The 19,958-nt window shown below is 46.9% G+C and carries 20 protein-coding genes; 7 read left to right on the plus strand and 13 right to left on the minus strand.

The features are described 5' to 3' along the window. The first annotated feature begins 243 nt into the window (after positions 1-243). Positions 244-1,791 (plus strand): lytic transglycosylase, encoded by a 1,548-nt coding sequence (locus B5P39_RS09210; RefSeq protein WP_088211292.1) that lies wholly within the window; start codon positions 244-246, stop codon positions 1,789-1,791. 248 nt (positions 1,792-2,039) lie between these two features. Here the strand turns inward: B5P39_RS09210 and B5P39_RS09215 are convergent, their stop codons facing one another. From B5P39_RS09215 to B5P39_RS09225, 3 genes are read right to left on the minus strand one after another with little or no spacing between them, the layout of a single operon-like run. Continuing rightward, positions 2,040-2,699 (minus strand): BsuPI-related putative proteinase inhibitor, encoded by a 660-nt coding sequence (locus B5P39_RS09215; protein ID WP_088211293.1) that lies wholly within the window; start codon positions 2,697-2,699, stop codon positions 2,040-2,042. Between the two features lie 2 nt (positions 2,700-2,701). Further along, positions 2,702-4,522 (minus strand): AsmA family protein, encoded by a 1,821-nt coding sequence (locus tag B5P39_RS09220; RefSeq protein ID WP_088211294.1) that lies wholly within the window; start codon positions 4,520-4,522, stop codon positions 2,702-2,704. Between the two features lie 42 nt (positions 4,523-4,564). Next, the gene (locus tag B5P39_RS09225; protein ID WP_086904121.1) at positions 4,565-5,059 is read right to left on the minus strand and encodes a putative 4-hydroxy-4-methyl-2-oxoglutarate aldolase; all 495 of its coding nucleotides are present in this window, start codon (positions 5,057-5,059) and stop codon (positions 4,565-4,567) included. A gap of 219 nt (positions 5,060-5,278) precedes the next feature. Here B5P39_RS09225 and B5P39_RS09230 point away from each other — a divergent pair, with 219 nt between their 5' ends. After that, positions 5,279-5,599 (plus strand): hypothetical protein, encoded by a 321-nt coding sequence (locus tag B5P39_RS09230; protein ID WP_088211295.1) that lies wholly within the window; start codon positions 5,279-5,281, stop codon positions 5,597-5,599. Positions 5,600-5,802: 203 nt separating this feature from the next. Here the strand turns inward: B5P39_RS09230 and B5P39_RS09235 are convergent, their stop codons facing one another. Next, a complete protein-coding gene (locus tag B5P39_RS09235; RefSeq protein WP_088211296.1) occupies positions 5,803-7,593 on the minus strand; it encodes a DUF885 domain-containing protein in 1,791 nt (596 codons plus the stop codon). Between the two features lie 311 nt (positions 7,594-7,904). On the opposite strand from B5P39_RS09235, the gene B5P39_RS09240 reads away from it, so the two are divergent. Together B5P39_RS09240 and B5P39_RS09245 are read left to right on the plus strand one after the other, a co-directional pair. Next, complete coding sequence (locus B5P39_RS09240; RefSeq protein ID WP_088211297.1) at positions 7,905-9,380, plus strand: DEAD/DEAH box helicase; 1,476 nt, start codon at positions 7,905-7,907, stop codon at positions 9,378-9,380. Positions 9,381-9,425: 45 nt separating this feature from the next. After that, on the plus strand, positions 9,426-9,926 hold the full coding sequence (locus B5P39_RS09245; RefSeq protein WP_088211298.1) for a peptidylprolyl isomerase: 501 nt from the start codon (positions 9,426-9,428) through the stop codon (positions 9,924-9,926). Positions 9,927-10,189: 263 nt separating this feature from the next. On the opposite strand, the gene B5P39_RS09250 is transcribed toward B5P39_RS09245, so the two are convergent. Genes B5P39_RS09250 through B5P39_RS09260 form a run of 3 tightly spaced genes read right to left on the minus strand, consistent with a single transcriptional unit; the run spans position 10,190 to position 11,991 of the window. Then, positions 10,190-10,630, minus strand: coding sequence for a YcgN family cysteine cluster protein (locus B5P39_RS09250; protein ID WP_088211299.1), 441 nt, complete (start codon positions 10,628-10,630; stop codon positions 10,190-10,192). A 56-nt stretch (positions 10,631-10,686) separates the two neighbouring features. Then, positions 10,687-11,688 (minus strand): lytic murein transglycosylase, encoded by a 1,002-nt coding sequence (locus tag B5P39_RS09255; protein WP_088211300.1) that lies wholly within the window; start codon positions 11,686-11,688, stop codon positions 10,687-10,689. 24 nt (positions 11,689-11,712) lie between these two features. Next, the gene (locus B5P39_RS09260) at positions 11,713-11,991 is read right to left on the minus strand and encodes a YcgL domain-containing protein (protein WP_011717311.1); all 279 of its coding nucleotides are present in this window, start codon (positions 11,989-11,991) and stop codon (positions 11,713-11,715) included. Positions 11,992-12,114: 123 nt separating this feature from the next. On the opposite strand from B5P39_RS09260, the gene minC reads away from it, so the two are divergent. The 3 genes from minC to minE are packed head-to-tail and all read left to right on the plus strand — an operon-like array spanning position 12,115 to position 13,877. Then, the gene (gene minC, locus B5P39_RS09265) at positions 12,115-12,780 is read left to right on the plus strand and encodes a septum site-determining protein MinC (RefSeq protein ID WP_088211301.1); all 666 of its coding nucleotides are present in this window, start codon (positions 12,115-12,117) and stop codon (positions 12,778-12,780) included. Between the two features lie 27 nt (positions 12,781-12,807). Beyond that, positions 12,808-13,617, plus strand: a complete 810-nt coding sequence (gene minD / locus B5P39_RS09270) for a septum site-determining protein MinD (RefSeq protein WP_011717313.1) — start codon at positions 12,808-12,810, stop codon at positions 13,615-13,617. A gap of 2 nt (positions 13,618-13,619) precedes the next feature. Further along, on the plus strand, positions 13,620-13,877 hold the full coding sequence (minE, locus tag B5P39_RS09275) for a cell division topological specificity factor MinE (RefSeq protein WP_011622938.1): 258 nt from the start codon (positions 13,620-13,622) through the stop codon (positions 13,875-13,877). 162 nt (positions 13,878-14,039) lie between these two features. Here the strand turns inward: minE and rnd are convergent, their stop codons facing one another. The 6 genes from rnd to B5P39_RS09305 form a co-directional block, all read right to left on the minus strand. Beyond that, positions 14,040-15,149, minus strand: coding sequence for a ribonuclease D (gene rnd, locus B5P39_RS09280; RefSeq protein WP_176399908.1), 1,110 nt, complete (start codon positions 15,147-15,149; stop codon positions 14,040-14,042). Between the two features lie 71 nt (positions 15,150-15,220). Further along, positions 15,221-16,894 carry a long-chain-fatty-acid--CoA ligase FadD gene (fadD, locus tag B5P39_RS09285; protein WP_011717315.1) on the minus strand — a complete coding sequence of 558 codons (1,674 nt, stop codon included), beginning with the start codon at positions 16,892-16,894 and terminating at the stop codon, positions 15,221-15,223. Positions 16,895-17,093: 199 nt separating this feature from the next. Then, the gene (locus B5P39_RS09290) at positions 17,094-17,960 is read right to left on the minus strand and encodes an alpha/beta hydrolase (RefSeq protein ID WP_088211302.1); all 867 of its coding nucleotides are present in this window, start codon (positions 17,958-17,960) and stop codon (positions 17,094-17,096) included. A gap of 21 nt (positions 17,961-17,981) precedes the next feature. Beyond that, a complete protein-coding gene (locus B5P39_RS09295) occupies positions 17,982-18,794 on the minus strand; it encodes a class I SAM-dependent methyltransferase (protein WP_088211303.1) in 813 nt (270 codons plus the stop codon). A gap of 131 nt (positions 18,795-18,925) precedes the next feature. Further along, positions 18,926-19,633 (minus strand): M50 family metallopeptidase, encoded by a 708-nt coding sequence (locus tag B5P39_RS09300; protein WP_011717318.1) that lies wholly within the window; start codon positions 19,631-19,633, stop codon positions 18,926-18,928. Further along, positions 19,626-19,934, minus strand: a complete 309-nt coding sequence (locus tag B5P39_RS09305) for a hypothetical protein (RefSeq protein WP_088211304.1) — start codon at positions 19,932-19,934, stop codon at positions 19,626-19,628. Before B5P39_RS09305 ends, B5P39_RS09300 begins: the two co-directional genes overlap by 8 nt. Between the last annotated feature and the right edge of the window lie 24 nt (positions 19,935-19,958).

Here is a 19,958-nt window from a genome sequence, read left to right on the forward strand (position 1 = left end):
ATCTATTTATGGCTGAAATTTATACAGTTTTTTCCACTTTTGATGATGTAAATCAAAAGTGACCCTACAAGATGTACGATAATTTAGGGACAAGATCAAAAAGATCCCATAGAATGGCTCGTTTTTGCGTGAATACTTTGCGCTCTGTGTTGCCGCTATTTACATAATAATCAATTCGTTAGCTTATTTAGGCTAGATGAGATTGTGCAGTGGCAATGCACTAACAGAGGACTATCGTTTTCCATGAGAGTATCACTTTATGTTGTAGCAGGGGGATTTGCCCTGCTCACAGGTTGTCAGACTTTAGACAACCATCAGGTGACCAAACCTGAAGCTGAAACCGTCACAACTGAAAATACCGTCCCACAGTATTATCTCGCAACCGAACCTGAGTCGGCGCAAATTACTGATGTGTGGGAGCGAATTCGTCAAGGAATGCAACTCCCCGTTCCTGATAAGAAATTAGTTAACTATTATCGCGATTGGTACATCAAGAACCCCAAACACCTCGAAGTGATTTCTGAGCGTGCGGCGCCTTACATGTATTTGATCGTCGAAGAGCTTGAAAAGCGCCATCTACCCATTGAGATCGCGTTGCTGCCGATTATCGAAAGCGCCTTCGATCCCAGCGCATCCTCAGCCAGTGCCGCCTCAGGGCTTTGGCAATTTACGACCCCAATGGCCAGCCATTTTGGGTTAGAGATGAACTGGTGGTACGACGGCCGTCGCGATGTGCCCGCCTCCACGGTGGCCGCGTTGGACATGCTCGAATACCTGTACGACAAAACCAATAACAATTGGCTTTATGCGATTGCAGCCTACAACTCGGGCGAGTCTCGCGTCCTCAATGCAATTAAACGCAATGAAGATAAAGGCCTTAAAACCGATTTTTGGTCACTGGATCTGCCAAAAGAGACTGAGCGTTATGTGCCACAATTGTTGGCCCTCGCCGAAGTGATTAAACATGCCGACGAGTACGGCATCACACTGGCGCCAATTGAAAACAGCCCTTCTATCGAAGTGGTTGATATCGATAGCCAAATTGATTTAGCTATGGCGGCAGGGCTCGCCAATATGACGACCCATGAGCTATTAAAACTCAATCCTGGATACAACCGCTGGGCCACCGCACCGACTGGACCCCATACGCTGGTATTGCCGATTGATAAGTCAGAAGAGTTTAAAAAAGCACTGGCCGAAACCGAGAGTGAAGCCCGTGTGAGTTGGCTCAGATACACCATTAAATCCGGTGACAGTATCGGTGCCATTGCCAAGAAACACCATACCACAGTCAATGCGATCCGTGCGGCTAATGGTATGAAAAATAACAATATCATCGCGGGTAGACACCTGATTATTCCGGTCTCTGCCGACGATAAACAGCTGTATGCCATGTCAACCAGCCAGAAGTTACCTAAAAAAGCGGCAACTTCAACCTCTGGCAATAAGTTGACTTACCAAGTGAAATCCGGCGATACCCTGTGGCAAATCGCACAAAATCATAAGGTATCGGTGAAACAGCTCACCGCTTGGAACCATTTAAGTAAAGACAGTAAATTGCAAATGGGCCAAAAACTGACCATCGTTGCGCCGCAAACCCAAGCGGAAGCGGAGCAAATTCGCACCGTCAGCTACAAGGTGAAATCTGGCGATTCCTTAGCGCGTATTGCCAGCAAGTTTAAAGTGACGGTTGCCGAGCTGCTCGAGTGGAATAGCTTAACCTCATCGCAATACATTCAACCCGGCCAAGTGTTAAAGCTGGTTGTGGATGAAAGCAATTTAAATGCGTGATGTTTAGTACTTAGCGACATAGCTGCTTAGATATTGAGTTAAGCCCATTAATCTGTACAAAAGCAGTGCAGGTTCGGCAAGCATTAAACACTTAAGCCTGTTGTGATAACAAAAAGGCAGTAACACTTGGTTACTGCCTTTTTTATTCGTATGCTCCGTCCTAAATCCCCTCGAGACTTGTCCTTCAAGCCCGCTGTCTTTCAATCTGCAACTGCCGTTTGCAAGAATGGCGCTATGTTTAGCAGCCGCTACTCAAGGGTGAGCAAGTACACCACAGGGGCCATTGCTGGCAATTCGCTCTCCAGCGCCTTAGCGGCAAATTGCGCCTCAAGATGAGCCCCTTCATTTGGGATCCCTGCCAAGGCTTTTGCCGGGATCGCAAACCTGACCACCAGCTCCTCACCAGCCGCTAACTGAGTATCACGCAGGGCTTGAGTAAACATCATATCGTCAGACCAAGCCCAAAGACGCTTTCCTTGCACTGTGGTCAGTAGCAAATCGGCTGTCATGCCCGAGTGATAACGCAGTGCAACCGCCTGAGTCGAGGGATTGCGAACCGTTAATGTCGCCTTAAGGGGTTGTTTAAAATCCACAAAAGCATCGAGGGAAAGCGTACCTGTGAGCAAAGCCTGAGACTGATTGTTCGAAACCTGTTCCACTTTTAAGCTGGATTTTGCTTCAATTCCCTGTAGTTTGGCCGCTAAATCGGCGGTCTGTACCACTTCAGGTTGTTTAGCAGCCTCGGTACGAATATCCGTTTTTGGCGGATTAGGCTGGGCTTGCGGGGCGAAGCAGCCAAACAGCTGCCCCGCCACCAATACCATCCCAAGTGGGTGCGCAATGCGTGTTAATGTCTGCTTAGGTTGACGCTCGTGTCCAGACACTTGCTTAGTGGTGTGTTTTCCCATGCCTAAAAACCACCGAGTTTTTTCAGTAGGGAGTCCTTTAATTTATCCTTGGCTTTATCCGTTTCTTCCTTCAACTGATTGTTCAGCAGCGCTTGGGTATCTAAGGCATATTCAGGTTTTTGGAAGGTGCCGGTGATCGCCAGTGGAATATCAATGCCAGCCAATGTATCTTTCTCGCTACCGCCCTGACCTTTGAGGGAGTTCACTAAGGTCGTGGTCAATCGGTAATCCAAGCCTTCGGTCAACAGGTTTGCACTGCCCTTACCCGCCACGCGTAATAGCGGTGATGACATGGCAAGATCAGGATTTGTCGCTACACCGTTTTCTAGGCTGAAGTTACCCGTCAAGCTCGAGAAGTCGGTTTTACGCTCTTCTTTGGTGTCGGCAGACATGTCACCTTTTAACTTGGCCTGAGCACTACGGATCATTTGTGGAATATTCACCCCGTAAAGGGCACCGTCGGTAATATCAAAACGGCCATTAGCAAGTAGGTTTTTCTTCAACTGCTCTGGAATTAAACTCTTACCTTTACCCTTAACGTTGAAATTGGCCGTACCTGCTAGGATTTCCAGCTCAGCGGCATCCTTAAGTAATGGACGAATTTGTACACCCGAGATTTGCTTATCAAATTGGTAACTGGCAACTTTTGAGCGGGCATCAACCTGTGCATTGAGCATCAACTTACCTTGGTAGAGATCCGCCGTCAGTTGCTTAAGATCAACCACACCATTCTTAATGCCTAAATCCATCAACCAGTTTTGCGTTGACAGGTTCGCCACCTTGATGGATTTCACCGCTAATGTCAGTTTGGCATCTAAGCCATTGAGCGCGGTAAGATCTGGCTCAACCGCCTGAGTCTGTGAAGGCGTGGCAGCGGCTTGTTTTTCCGCCGTATCAGATTTTGGTAATAAGGCATCGAGGTCAATGTCACCCAGTTGAAAATCCGCGTTAATTTGCGGCACTTTACCGCCGTAATTCACCGCCAACTTACCCGCTGCATTGATATCCATCGCCGTTAATTTACTGATGTCTGCCGATAACTGCTTTTTATCTAATGCGATTTGGCTGTTTAGGCTAACCTCGGCGGTCAATTTTTTATTGGGGATCCCCTCGCCTTCAACTTGAGTCGCAATATCCAGCTTCTCAATCACCAGTTGATTAAAATCATGGCTTAACTTGATTTGTCCTTCGCCTTTACTGCTCACTGTCATATCAGGCAGGGTCGCGGCAAATTCGTAGGCCATAGGCGCAAATTTATCGAGTGAAAATGCCCCCAGCGTAAATTGCTTCAAGGTTAAGGTTTGGGTTTGTCCCTTAGCTTCATCAATCAAATTGATTTCGGTATTGGTAATCGAAACGCCGCCCACATCAATGCTGGTTAATTGTGCTTTGGCGCTAGGCTTGGCAGGCGTTGCGGGTTTATCTGCGCCCTTGCCCGTTAAGCCATCGAGGCTCGAACTGCCATTTTTTCGGGTGACCAAATTGATTTTGGCACCATCAAGGCTTAGCTGCGCGATTTCAATTTGCTTGCTAAACAGTGGCATAAGCTCGACTTCTGCCACAGCTTTATTCACTTCAAGCATAGCTTTAGGTGTAAATCCCTCGGGGTTGGAGAGTGAGATCCCCCCTAGATTAATCCCAACCGTCGGGAAAAATGTCCACGACAAATCATCACCGATGACAAGCTCACGCCCAGTTTGCTTTTTAACGGCGTTGACAATTTCTGGTTTAAAATCATTAGGGTCGAAAAATACGGTGAGATATAAGGTGACTGCAACCACTAAGGTCACCAGAAGAGCTAAAAGCCACTTAATGAATTTCATAGAAACATCCTTATCAATAACATCTTGAATTTTTGGTAACACTTAACTTAGAAAGGCAAAGTTTAATGATGCCTCGCTCACGGCAATACCATTCTCATCGGCATAAAGCATCATGCCGGGTTTTACTGTCACAGCGCCAAACTCAATCGGCACATCGATTTGACCTTGGTTTAATTTTTCGGTCTTGATAGGCATAGCCCCTAAGGCATAGACGCCGAGATTAAAAGTAGAAAGCCTTGCCACATCACGGACATAGCCATTAATCACCACACCCTGCCAACCGTTATCGAGGGCACTTTGCGCAATTAAATCCCCAAGTAACGCCCGCCGGGGTGAACCGCCACCATCGACGACCAATACTTTTCCATGACCGGGCTGGGCCAGCACTTCTTTCACTTTGGAGTTATCTTCAAAACATTTGACCGTTACAACTTCACCCCAAAACAAACGCTTACCACCAAAACTGCGAAAATCGAGCGGTAACAGCGACAGTTTTGTTGGGTAGTGATCGAACAAATCAGGCAATAGATCAAGCATTTGGATCTCCGCGAAGTGAAAAGTTTAGACTAACCATTATTGTAGCCCCCTACAAGCCCAATGCGAAACTCGACTTTTTAATGAGGTTTACACTTTAAATAGTTTATGAGCATTGGCATAAACATGATAATCTGCGATAGTTAACCTCCTATGACACCCGCTTGGGTACGTTAATTCATTATTTCGCTTCTCAACTTCTTGTAATAAAGTGAACACCAAATGACAACAGATCTTGATTTGCAAAGCGCTATTGCCGCGCTCGATGAATATGGATATGAGAAAAAAGCCTCAACGGATCTTGAGCAAGCCCGTAATAAACAGCAAATGGGGAAATATATCAAATCCCTAGACTACAGTTTACGTCGATTATTGATATTACAAGAAACTGTTAACGAATTAGTAGAAGAAAAGAAACATCAGCTCGCACAACAAGAAAACATTCAAACCTATAAAACCAAAATCATTAACCTCTCTCGCGAATTAAACATTTCCTACGAAGAAGTTTTAGCCATCATGGCAGAGACTAACACTAAGAAATAACCCTCTTCGATAATCAGCGCATCTTACCCTTTCCGCTAATATCTCGGTTCAATACGGCATCTCAGGATTGTTGCTTGAGTGATTTTGGCGGTCTTAAGGACGTCATTAAAAATCATTCATGACCAATGAATCGATTTTAAGCGAATGGCGTTTAGCGAATAGATATAAGGCGCTCAGTTAGCGCCTTATATCTGGGTGATGGATTACTGCTCTAACATTAATTGGCGAATATATTTCACCGGCGCACTACCATAACTTAAGAACTTCTCATGGAATGCTTTTAGGTCAAAATCCTTGCCTTTAAGTTGCTTATATTCTTCGCGGAAATCGTAAATTTCACGGTAACCCGAGTAGTAACTCGTCAGCTGCACTTGGCTTAGGGTGGCACGGCGCCATTTGCCTTCCGCCTCAGCACGTTGCTGGAACGCTTCATCCATCATCAGGCTAATGGCTTGCTCTTCAGTCATGCCTTTAACATGAATACTGTAGTCTAAGATGGTGTTACAGATAACACGTAAATTCCACTTGTAATACATTAACCACATTTCAGGCTCGAAATTACCATAACCTTCTTCAAGCATCATGCGTTCGGTATAAACGGCCCAACCTTCGACCATTGCACCATTACCAAATAAGCTTTTCACTAAGCTTGGCGACTCATTGGAATAAACTAATTGGGTGTAGTGTCCAGGAATCGCCTCATGGATATTTAAAATCTGTAATATCCAGTGGTTATATTCGCGTAAATAGCTTTCTGCGGATTCATCACTCATGCCATCGAGTGGTGTGACGTTATAATAGGTATTGCCTAATTTATCATAAGGACCAGGCGCACTAATCGAAGCTCCCGCATAACCCCGCATATACTCAGGGGTTTCACGCACGACTAATGGTTTTTTAGGATCTAAGGTCACTAAGTCTTGTTGATTTACAAATTCAATCAACTCAGGAATTTGTTTACGCACTTCGCTCACAAAGTCATCACGCTTAACGTGCTCTGTCGATAATTTATCAATCAATTGGCGAATCGCGATTTTATTGTCGGCAGGTTTTGGTGTTGTGAAATATTTTGGCCACAGCTTGTCGGTGATCTTCGCCATTTCACCTTGCACTCTTTCTTTATCCGCCACGGCTTTTTGATAAAGCTGTTTTGCTGTCATGCCCGCTTGGATATCAAAGGCAAACTTTTGCTCGTATAATTCTTCGCCAATTCTAAAGCTGCGGGCGCCGTCTTTTTTAAGTTGGCTGACCTGTGCATTTAACCAAGTAATATGTTCGTTAATCGCTTTCGTTGCCGTGTCGAAACGGGATTTAAACAGCGATTTTTCCGCATCCGACAGACCCGAAGCCGCTACTTGCTTCAATAAATCATCGGAGAATACCGAAAACGCACCTTGGTTTTGCATCACAGCCAATTCGGTGTGTTCTAGGGTTGGCTGCTGAATGTTGCTGCGCGCCGCGGCGTAATAAGCGGGGATATTTTCCATTCTGGCCAATACGGAACGTAATCTGTCATCCAGTGGCGCAAAGTTTTCATTGATGATTTGTGCAAAACCGCCCGCCACGTTATAGCTCGAGGGATCCCATTGCCAGGATTTAAAGTCGGTGATTTCCCACGCCATGCTGTTTAGCAGGTTATCAATTAAGTGATAATCGATGGTTTCGTTAGAGCTCAGAGACTTAAGTTCAAACTGTTTCAGCTTTGCCTGCTGGGCTTTTACAAAGGCGAGCGTCTTAACACGGCTCGCTTCATTGGGGATTTCTAAATAGCCATCATTAACGTGTTTGCCACTGTAGAGTGCCCAGGTAGGCGCTAATTGCCACAGATCATCGATAAAGGCCTGGCTAAATTGTGCAAAGGCGCTGGTCTTCACATCAGCACTGACTGCGCTTGATTTGGCGGTATCGGCTGACGCTTGAGTTGATTGCGATTGGCAACCCGCAAGGCCTGTGAGCGATAACAAGATCGCAAGAGAGATGGCGGTTTTCTTCATTCTTTTTCGTCCTTTTTATATTTATGCGTTAATTCCAGTGCCTCGAGGCGACCGTAAGCGTCTAAAACTTAACTCATCAGACGCCAATAAAAGGACTTAAGTTAATCATATCAGCCGCCTAATTGCAGCTGTGTTACGAGTGAATACATGCCCAGTTACAAATTTGTATGCCCGTGTGCCGATAGCGCTCAACTATCAACCTGCGTGAGATAATCCCCTATTTCACTAACGCTACTGCTATAATAGCGACCTGCTTCGCTGTTCGCCTCAGGCCTACAGTTTGCCAATAAATCATTTAGTTGAGACTCTCAATGCCATTCTCCCAACTTGGATTACACAGCGCGCTTGTCAAAGCGGTGACTGAACTGGGTTACTCGACCCCCACGCCGATACAGACAAAGGCCATTCCCTGCATTTTAGCGGGCAAAAATGTGCTTGCTGCGGCGCAAACGGGCACGGGTAAAACCGCCAGTTTTGTGCTGCCGCTACTGCACAGATTCGCTGACGCGCCCAAGATCCGCCCTAAGCGAGTGCGAGCCATCATACTCACCCCCACGCGTGAGTTAGCGCTTCAGGTCGAAGAAAATATCAACCAATACGCCAAGTATTTACCCTTAACGGCCATGGCAATGTACGGTGGTGTCGACGCCGCGCCGCAAAAGAAACGGCTGATTGAAGGCGTGGATTTACTGGTGGCCACGCCTGGGCGTTTGCTCGACATGTATACCCAAAGGGCTATTCGATTCGATGAAGTCTCAGTATTGGTGCTCGACGAAGCCGACCGCATGCTCGATATGGGCTTTATCGAAGATATTAATAGCATCATCGAAAAGCTGCCCGAGCAGCGACAAAACCTCTTATTTTCAGCCACCTTATCGAAACATGTGAAAGCGCTGGCGAAATCCGCGATTCCGGACGCCATCGAAATTGAAATCAGCCGTAAGAGCGCGGCATCGACTCATATTGACCAATGGTTGACCACAGTCGATAAAGATAAAAAGTCGGCGCTGTTGAGTCATTTGATCCAAGAAAATAACTGGTCACAGGCATTAATTTTTATCCAAACCAAACATGGCGCCGCCAAATTGGTTAGTCAGTTAGAAAAGCGTGGCATTGTTGCAGAAGCTTTTCACAGTGGTCGTAGCCAAGCGGTGCGCGAACAACTGCTTATCGATTTTAAAGCGGGTAAAGTCTCCTTCTTAGTCGCCACGGGTGTGGCCTCACGCGGTATTGATATCGATGCCTTAGCGCGGGTGATTAACTACGACTTACCCGATGAAGCCGACGACTATATCCACCGCATTGGCCGTACAGGGCGTGCCGGTAACCAAGGGGAAGCGATTTCCTTTGTTTCTAAGGATGATTTCAGAAACCTATGCGCCATCGAACGTCGCTTAGGTCATGTTATTGTGCGCAGGGAGATTGCTGGCTTTGAGCCGAAAAAAGTCGTGCCGATTTCTATACTCGATTTTGTGCCTAAATCCGCGTCTAAAACAGAGCGTAAGCCTAATAACCCCGCCGAGACCAACTTGCAATCTCGCCCCTATTCGAGTGGCAAACCGGGCACCTTTGAGGCGACACAAGCCAAGAAGCATCGCAGTGCCAAGGCGGCTCCAGCGCCTAAAGCCCAAAAAACAGGGACGGATAGTCGCTCAGATACTCACTCAGGTGCTCGCTCAAATAGCCGCCCTGCGAATCCACTGCAAGGTAATCCATGGCAAAACAGCATCAAGCCACAGGGCGATAGCGATTCCCAGGCAAATCCTTGGCACAAAAGCACTAAGTGAATTAGCGGCTTATTAACGAATTAACTCAAAATAGCAGAAGCAAATATGACGATTATTTTTACAACCAACCTCGGTGATATCAGTATCGAACTTGATATGGAGCGCGCACCCGTTACCGCCAAAAACTTTATCCGCTACTGTCAGGAAGGTTTTTATGAGCACACGATTTTCCATCGAGTGATCAAAGGCTTTATGATCCAAGGCGGTGGCTTTACCGCCAAAATGAAAGAAAAGCCCACCCACGAGCCGATTGTTAATGAAGCCAATAAAGGCCTATCGAATGTGTTTGGCACAATAGCCATGGCCCGTACCGACGCTCCGCACTCGGCGACCGCGCAGTTTTTTATCAATACCGCCAACAATGAGTTCCTCGACCACACGGCAACCACGAACAACGGTTGGGGTTATGCGGTATTTGGTAAAGTCACCTCAGGACTCGAGGTTGTACTGCAAATTGAAGGCGTAAAAACCACCCGTGTTGCAGGCCATGAGGACGTGCCCCGTGAGCCGATTATTATCGAAAAAGTAACTATCGTTGAAAAATAGTGATTATCGTTGAAAAATAGTCATTCTGGTTGAATAAGTTACTTTATCTAATCGAGGAATAGTGTGGTGTTACTTAGCTGTGACCAGCAATAACACCGCCATTTCTTGATAGATAAGGCTTTGGTTTTAAACCCTAGATAGAAAAAGGAGCAATCAACCCAATGGTTAGTTGCTCCTTTTTGTTTATTCACATCTGATTGTTTATTAACGTCTGGCTGTTTATTAACGTCAGTTATTAGAGACAAAAAGCTGCTGGAATGGCGTTAATCCAGATCCTTAAGCGGCCACAGCACGATATGATCTTCAATATCTTTCACCCTGCGCTCATCCACCACCTTGCCTTGAATCGACATACCCGCAAGGTGCATGGCCTCTTTAGAGCCCGTGAGTAATGGATGCCAGCTTGGCAAGTCTCGACCAGCGGCTAAACGACGATAGGCGCAGCTATCGGGTAACCACGTCAGTTCATGGACGTTTTGCGGAGTGATCACAGTACATTGGGGAACATGGCTGAAACGGTCACTATAATGCTTACAGCTGGCACTTTGATGATTGAGCAGTAGGCAAGCCGCATTGGTGTAATACAGCTCTTCGGTTTCATCATCGATCAACTTGTTTAAACAACACTTACCACAACCATCGCAGAGGGACTCCCACTCCTGCGACGTCAACTCGGTTAACGCTTTATTCTGCCAAAATGCCATGTTTACGCTTATCTTCATATAAAAAACCCGCTTAATGCGGGCCATTTTACACCAATTTATTGGGGAGTCTTAATTCTCTCCGATAAATGCACCACAGAGATGCCAAAATAATCGCCCTCGCCTAAATAATTCACTGCTTGCCAGTGCATTAAGGCGCGGTAATTGCCATAGACCAGATATTTTCGGCCCTTGGCACCGTCGGGCATGATAAGCGAAGCATGAATATCCTCACGATTCGGTAAATCCGTATTATCGAACCGCCTTACACCTAGCTGTTGCCACTTGGCTAAGGTTTGGGATTGATTGAGTCCGATAAACTCAGCCTTAAGATCCGCCGGTGCTTGAACCTGACGTCCCCAAGTATCTTCACCATTCCAGCCCTGCTGCTTAAGCAGATTCGCGGCAGAGGCAAACGCATCGGCCACATTATGCCAAATGTCTTTTTTACCATCACCGTCGCCATCTTGGCCGTAGGCTAAATATTCACTCGGTAGCAATTGGGTTTGCCCCATAAAGCCTTTGTCATTGCTTTTAAGATCATCAAACTTAAGTTGCTCTTTATCCATGATGGAAAGTGCAGCCATAAACTCCCGTTGGTAACGCGCCGTATCTTCGCCAGTAAAGGCTAACGACGCCATCACAGACAGTACAGGATAATCCCCCGACGCATCCCCAAAGTTAGACACTAAGCCCCAGAGCGCCACTAAAAACCGCGGCTGCACTTGATACTTGTCGGCAATATTGCTCAATAGCACTTCATGCTCGTTAAAGAGTACGCGCGCCGTATCCACCTTCCATTCCGGCACCACTTCTGGCAAATAGGTTTCAAGGGTTTTAGATTGGCTTGGCGCTGCGGCCACATTGGCTTTTTTAAAGCGTTTTATCTGCGGAAAAGCCGTATTGATCGTCGCTTGGCTAATGCCTTGGGCACTCGCCTCTTGCTTAAGCTTAAGGAGGTAATCGTTGAAGGAGGCGTCTTGCCCTAGCGCGCTATGGCTTATCAAGGGCAAGAAAATCAATGTACATGCTGCAACGCGTTGAAGGAGGGTCTTTGGCATATACCTTTGTCCGCAGTTTATGGGCTAATCTTTAATCCCAAGGCTTTCTCTGTGTTCGGCCAATAAATTAACCTGCGGTGGCGGAATTTGTAAATAAAAACCCTTTTCCTCGAGCGCTGCTCTGACCTTTTGAATATCGGCGATACCGAGGGATTCACGCTTAGCGATGGGGAACACCATCACTAACTGAGGCACACCAAACATCTCCAACAACGCTTGGGGAACATCATCAAAACAGTCCCTTTTGTTCACAAATAAGTAAGTGTCAGCCTTTCGACTACTTTTATAAACCGCACATAGCATAAGAGTATAAATATCCAATAGTTCAAACTTGCCAGTCAATGGGGCACACTATAACATGGTCGCCTAGTAATTTAATTGTAAAATCAGCGAACCGACTGATGATTTCTGGAGAATAGTGCCGGGATGTCAAAACCTAGCTTAGAGTTAAAAGGCGCTTCTTTTACTCTTTCAGTGCTTCATATCAATAGCAGCGACTTAAATGCTGTCATGGCTGAATTAGATAGCAAATTGGCACAAGCCCCTCAATTTTTTCTGGGTGCCCCTTTAGTCGTCAATCTCAGCGCCATCCAAGATAACGATTTCAATTTACATGGCTTAAAAGAGTTATTACTTTCCCGCCAGCTCGTTATCGTGGGGATCACCGGAGCAACGACCGCCCTCAGCAATCAAGCTAAGACTCTGGGACTTGCTATCGTCAAAGCGGGTAAACAAAGCGTGACGCCCCCACCTGCCCCGCGTCAAACGAAGGTTTTGAAGCAAAATATCCGCTCAGGCCAGCAGGTCTATGCAAAAAATGGTGATTTAATCATATTTGGTGCCGTAGGTAATGGCGCTGAAGTCATTGCCGATGGTAGCATTCATATCTATGGCGCATTACGAGGAAAAGCCATGGCGGGCGCGGCCGGCGACAGCAGCGCGGTAATCATCGCCCATTCCCTCGAGGCCGAATTAGTTTCAATAGCAGGGCAATATTGGCTCGCTGAAAATCTACAACAACATAGCTCAGATAAAGGCGGCTGCATTCGCTTAAATGGCGAGTCGCTTATCGTTGAATCATTGCCCCTCTAAATGGCATAAAAAAGGATAGAGAGAAACATGGCACAAATTATTGTTGTCACTTCAGGTAAAGGTGGTGTTGGTAAGACCACATCCAGTGCGGCGATTGCAACTGGACTTGCAATACAAGGGCATAAAACTGTTGTTATCGATTTCGATATAGGCTTACGTAACTTAGATTTGATTATGGGCTGCGAGCGCCGCGTCGTCTATGACTTTGTCAATGTGATCAACGGCGAAGCCAATTTAAATCAGGCACTGATTAAAGACAAACGCTGTGAAAAACTGTTTGTACTGCCTGCATCGCAAACCCGCGATAAAGATGCACTGACCAAAGAAGGCGTGGGTCGTGTACTCGATGATTTAGCGAAAGAATTTGATTTTATTATTTGTGACTCTCCAGCAGGGATTGAGCAAGGCGCGATGATGGCACTGTACTTTGCCGATATCGCCATTGTGACCACCAACCCTGAAGTGAGCTCGGTTCGCGACTCTGACCGTATTCTGGGCATGTTGCAAAGCAAGTCACGCCGCGCCGAACTGAATTTAGAGCCGATAAAAGAGTACTTACTGCTGACGCGTTATTCGCCGAGTCGGGTAAAATCGGGCGAAATGTTAAGTGTTGACGATGTAAAAGAAATCCTTGCCATTGAATTACTTGGTGTTATCCCTGAATCACAATCTGTACTCAAGGCCTCTAACTCGGGTGTGCCTGTGATTATCGATCAAGAGAGTGATGCAGGTGCGGCTTACAGTGATACGGTCGCGCGTTTACTGGGTGAAGATGTGCCAGTACGCTTCATTACGGAAGAGAAAAAAGGTTTCTTACAACGGATATTTGGTAGCTAATTATGTCTTTACTCGACTATTTCAAAAGCAAGAAAAAGCCTAGCACTGCGGTAATGGCAAAAGAGCGACTGCAAATTATTGTGGCCCATCAACGTGGACAGCGGGATACTCCCGATTATTTTCCACAGATGAAACAAGAAATTATCGCCGTTATCCGCAAATATGTGCATATTTCTGATGATCAAGTTTCTGTGCAGTTAGATCAGAACGACGATAACCTGTCGGTACTCGAACTTAACGTCACATTGCCTGACAGATAAGTCGAGCGTTGGCGTCATCCTCATCACGGGGATGACGCTTTCTGCTGCGCTTTTGTAGAGTCTTAGGCGAAATAAGCTAAGCCTTGATATACGCGATAAAGGTCTTAACAACAGGCCAAGACCTCGATGTTACTGCAGACTATGTATTAATCAGCTCTCAAATTAGACGTCAAGCTTTGCCAACGACTCGGCGGTGATTTGTCCACGCCAGCCACTTAAGACCGTCGGTAACTCACCCTGCTGTTTATCCCAACGCCATTGTAAATACTCATGAATATGACGTTTCGAGCCCAGCATCTCCATCGGGATGGCATGCTGCTCACACAGTTCAGTTAAGCAGGTTTTAATGTTTTTAAAGGCCGATTTATAACCTGGTTTGAGCGCTAAAACATCCACTAATTCTGGTGGGTTGCTTAAATCCGCAGTCTGCATCACCCGTAAAATATCTTTACCGTGAATGCGTTTCTCCTGCTCGGTCAAATCGTTCAGTTTGAGTAAATCGCTCATGCTCTTAGGCTGCTTTTTCGCTAGCGCGATCAGGCCGTGATCTTTAATTACAAAGCCCAAGGCTAAATCCCGCGCTAAGGCTTTTTCTAAACGCCACTTAGCCAACACTTTAAGGTAGGCCAACTGATGCTCGGTGAGCTGAAAAGCATTTTTGACTCTCAGGTACGCAGTATCCATATCCGGCGTCGCTAAGCGCCCTTCTGTCATTCGCTCGCCTTCTTCATACAGCCAGCCTAAACGATCTTGCGCCTTAAGCTTGTCGGCGAGTTGCGGATAGAGTTGATACAGATACAACACATCGTTGGCGGCGTAGCTCAGCTGCGCCTCAGTCAAGGGACGGCGCATCCAGTCGGTGCGCGACTCACCTTTATCAATCACTTCACCTAAACAGGTTTCAACTAACTTGGCATAACCTAGGCCATGGCCCATGCCACATAAAGAGGCTGCGATTTGGCTATCGAGCAAAGGCGTAGGTTGACGCTGACCATAGTGGGCGAAGACTTCTAAGTCCTCGCTGCACGAATGCACCAATTTGATGATGTTGGGATTATCCAGCAAAGACCAAAATGCACTGAGATCTGGCAGCGCAACCGGGTCAATTAAGGCTAAGGTTTTACCATCATAGGCTTGGATGAGGCCAAGCTTAGCGTAATAGGTACGTGTGCGCACAAACTCGGTATCTAACACGAGCAGCGGACTCTGTTGATATTGAGCGACGAGGGCATTAAGGCTCGCTTCGTCGCTCACATACTGAAACACTGACAAATTCTTCTCCAGTTCCTGTGGGTTAAGCACCGTCCATAAAAACAAAAGCCGGCTCATTGCCGGCTTCAATCTTACGCGCGCTTCACTTCGTCTCGAAGTTCTCGTCGCAAGATCTTACCCACGTTGGTTTTAGGTAACTCGTCCCTAAATTCTACCAGCTTCGGTACTTTATATCCCGTTAAATGCGCGCGGCAATGCTTAATGATGTCATCAGCGGTTAAAGATTTATCTTTTGCCACCACAAACACCTTCACTAATTCGCCGCTCGCGTCATTTGGCACACCAACGGCAGCCACTTCAATCACTTTAGGATGTAACGCGACCACTTCTTCAACTTCATTGGGGAAGACGTTGAAGCCCGACACTAAAATCATGTCTTTCTTACGGTCGACGATATAGAAGAAGCCTTGTTCATCCATATAACCGATATCGCCGGTGGCAAGCCAGCCGTCTTTATCAATCACTTTGGCCGTTTCCTCTGGACGTTGCCAGTAGCCTTTCATGATCTGTGGACCTTTACCAAACAGTTCACCCGTCTCGCCTTGCGGCAACACATTACCCGCATCATCACGCACTTGAATTAAGGTCGATGGCGCAGGGAAACCGATAGAACCGTTGTAACCGTCTAAGTTATAGGGGCAGCAAGTGAGTAACGGCGAGGCTTCGGTTAAGCCGTAACCTTCAAGTAAACGGGTTTTCGTGATGCTTTGCCATTTATCGGCCACGGCTTTTTGCACCGCCATCCCGCCACCAATGGATAATTTTAGGCGAGAAAAATCCAGTTCCGCAAAATCGCTACTGTTCACTAACGCATTAAACAGGGTGTTGACGCCTGTCAGGGCGGTAAAAGGATATTTTTTCAGTTCGGCCACAAACCCTGGAATATCCCGAGGATTAGTGATCAACAGGTTTTGGCTGCCCTTATGTAAGAACAGTAAGCAGTTCACTGTTAAAGCAAAAATATGGTAAAGCGGCAAGGCTGTTACCACAAATTCGTTGCCATCACGCAGTGCGGGTGAATAGGCACCATTGGCCTGTAATACGTTTGCGACCACGTTTTTGTGGGTCAACATGGCGCCCTTTGACACTCCAGTCGTTCCACCAGTGTATTGCAAAAAGGCTAGGTCATCACCCGTGATAACGGGTTTGACATACTGCATTCTGCGCCCTCTTGAGAGGGTTTCGCGCATTGAAAGTGCATGGGGTAAATCGTATTTAGGCACCAGTTTTTTAATGTATTTGACTACAAAGTTCACTAAGGTGCGTTTTGGCGCGCTCAGCAGATCCCCAAGCCCGGTGATAATCACACTTTTAACTGGCGTCTGGTCAACAACTTCTTCCAAGGTACGGGCAAAGTTTGATACGACCACAATGGCCTTAGCGCCAGAGTCGACTAATTGGTGCTTTAATTCGCGGGGAGTGTAAAGAGGGTTTACGTTCACCACCACCATGCCCGCACGTAAAATACCAAACAGCGCAATGGGATATTGCAGCAGGTTCGGCATCATCAGGGCGACACGGTCACCCTTTTGGAGTTTCAATTCATTTTGCAGATAAGCGGCAAACGCACGGCTGCGTTCTTCAAGTTTACGGTAAGTTAGCGTGGCACCCATGTTGATAAATGCCGGTTGATCCGCATATTTGGCCACCGCCGTCTCGAACATATCGACGAGCGATGAATACTGATCCGCATTAATCTCGGCAGGTACATCTTTTGGCAAATGATTAATCCAAGGCTGATCCACTACTTTCTCCTAAATCCCCACAACTGCGGACACGGTATCCCTACTACCGTCAACACTCGACAAATACCGAGTTAAAATACCGACTTACATTTTATTGTTATTGATTGACCCGCATAAATCATACGGGCGTTTTAATTTTGATCATCATCACATAAAAAAAACAAAAAACCTAGCGTCTTTTTTATGTAAGCAAAAGCGATTATTCGACAAACTGCTGGATCAAGTGCGCGACCCCTTTGGCGTTATCCATGTGCACATGGTGGTCGCCCTCGAGCATATGTTCAGACAAATGTGTGAACCATTTCCTCGCCTTAGGCAGCGCCGCCTGCAGCTGGCTAAAGCCCTGTTTGCCGCAGATTAATAAGGTCGAGACCGAAATATGCTGCATCAATGCATCGACCTGCTCAAAGGTCAGCCGCATGGGTGAGTCGAGCCTTAATCTTGGATCGCTACGCCACGCAACACCATCGGTGGTTGGTTGCATATTGCGCTCGAGTAACAAACGGCACCAAGGCTCCGCCAGTCCCGTTAAGTGCACTCTGGCTTTTACTGCGGTGTCCATATTGTCGTAGACTTTTAGCTGTTTATGCTTTTGCGCTAAAAACTTCTCGTGCTGATAAAAACTCTTTCGCAGCCGCGTTTTCGCTTGAGTCGCCGACTCAAACAGTGGGCTTAACGCCTCAATCAAAATCAGTTTGTTGACCTTTTCTGGAAAGGTCGCGGTATACGCCGAGGCAATAATGCCCCCTAATGAATGCCCTATGATAGCCAGCGGCTTTTGCGGCAACATCGCCAGTAACGCATCGAGATCGTATAAATAGTCAATCCAATGCAATGGATAATGTCCCGGCCGATGCGCAGAAAAGCCGTGACCGGGCCAATCTATGGCAAGTATCTGATAATGAGGCAAATACTCAGCGAGAGGCTCAAAACTGTTCGCATTGTCTAACCAACCATGCAACGCGAGCAATAACGGCTTATCTTTCGCTCCCCATAATCGACCACTTAGCTTGATATGGGGTAACACAAACTCGACTTGATTTTGGGGGGCGAAAGATTGCCACATATTGCCTCTAATGTCAGGTGATTAGCGCGATTTTTTGATAAATTTGAGCGTCATGCGATCGCTCTCACCAATTGCTTGGTATTTTTCTTTATCGGTATCGCCCAAGGCAAACGAAGGTGGCAGCGTCCATACCCCCTTGGCGTAGTCCTTAGTGTCATTCGGATTGGCGTTGATTTCTGAGCTTTCGGCTAAGGTAAAACCCACCTTTTTGGCCAGTGCGATCATCTCGTCTTGATCCATGTAGCCCGTGCTCATATTCATGCCTTTATTGGCTCTATGTTCGACCACGCCAAACACACCACCATCTTTCAGCACCTTATAGGAGGCGGCGAACACGTTTTCGAGTTGATCGCTTGAGGCCCAGTTATGTAAGTTACGGAAGGTTAATACCAAGTCCGCACTGCCATCGGCACCTAAATTCATTTTTGCCGGCGGGTCGAGAACCACCATTTTCGCATTTCCAAATAAAGCTTTATTGGCCGTCATCCAAGTATCAAATTTCACGCCCGCATTAGCGCGATAGCGATTACCAGGAGTGTCCGTGCTTGGAGTAGTTTCGAAACTGGCGGCAATATATTGTCCCTTAGGCGCAAGATAAGGGGCAAGGATTTCAGTGTACCAGCCATTGCCAGGCCAGAGTTCAATGACGGTTTGTGTCGGGGTGATACCAAAAAATGTGAGGGTTTCTGCGGGGTGACGATAAATATCGCGGCTGGCGTTTTTCGCTTGGCGAAACTCGCTCTTAATGGCCTTATCCAAGCCTTCATCGGCATAGGCCATACCTGAACATAAACCAGCAATCAGCATACTGGCGACGAGTGTGACTTTTTTCATAATAATTCTCCTTGGATACCGAAGACTTAAGCTAGCAGTCTATATAAAAAAATCCAAGAATTAGCCGCACAAGTTGACTATTTAGGCTGTAAATATTTGTGATGTAATCACGGCATTAATACCGCCATGGATTAGCGAGAGATGGCGGAGTCCACCCGGCGCCAAGCCATAAACAAGGCGCAGATACTGCAAAATAGCCAAATGGTGACCCAAATCCACGCAGGGATCCATGAACGCTCGGCCAGCAGCACCGCATCGCCCTGCCCTTCGAGTCCGAGCAATACCGTCGGGCTTGCCAGCGCATTGAGCATGATCATCAGGCCGATAATGCGTAAAAATTGCGTGAGGATTTTATTTTTGCTGAGTTTTAGCGGCAGTAATAACACTATCGTCAGCACAGCTAATATGGCTAAGGTCAGTAAATCTCGCCCCCACAGCAGACCGCTTAACACCACTAAGCCGCCTAAAAAGGCAAAGCTTAGGCGAATGCCCTTAGGCCAAGTTGCCAGCAGATAAATAAGGTATCCCCAACAGGCTGCGCCAAAATAGCCCGCAAATCCAATCACCAGTGGCGAGCCACCTTGGCTAAAGCAAAAACCAGCACCATTGGGAAAGAGTTGAATATGACTCACTATGCCGCCACTGAGCACAGTCGCTATCCCATGGGATAACTCGTGGAAATAGCTCTCTAGCCACTTAAAAGGCACGCTCAAATAAGGAATGCGCGTCAATATGAGTGCCAGCATCAGTTCGATGATAAACAAACCACGGCTAGGCAAACCGCCGGTTAAACGAGGAGTAAAACGGGATTGAGAAGACACAGGCGCGCTATCAGGCATAAATATCCACACCGACCATCTGCTGAATTTCTTCACGTTTGGCGGCATGTTGCGTTTGTAGGTATTGGGCGATAGCCCCTTGATGACCTCGGGTGTTTTGCTCGTACTCGAGCTGGGCACCGAGTCTAGATTGTAGGTTTTGTGATGCTCCTTCCGCGGTATCATCAAAGGCTAAGGCAGAAACCGCATTGAGCTCAATCACAGGGCGTGGCGCTTCCGTGGGCGACATTCCCTGTATGACTGCGGGGCGATTACTCGCAACCGCTTGTGTCAAACTCGTTTGAAGCGAATTTACCTGCATCAAAATGCCTAGTTTATATCCTAT

The sequence above is a fragment of the Shewanella sp. Shew256 genome (genome assembly GCF_002196695.1).
Lineage (GTDB): Bacteria > Pseudomonadota > Gammaproteobacteria > Enterobacterales > Shewanellaceae > Shewanella > Shewanella mangrovisoli.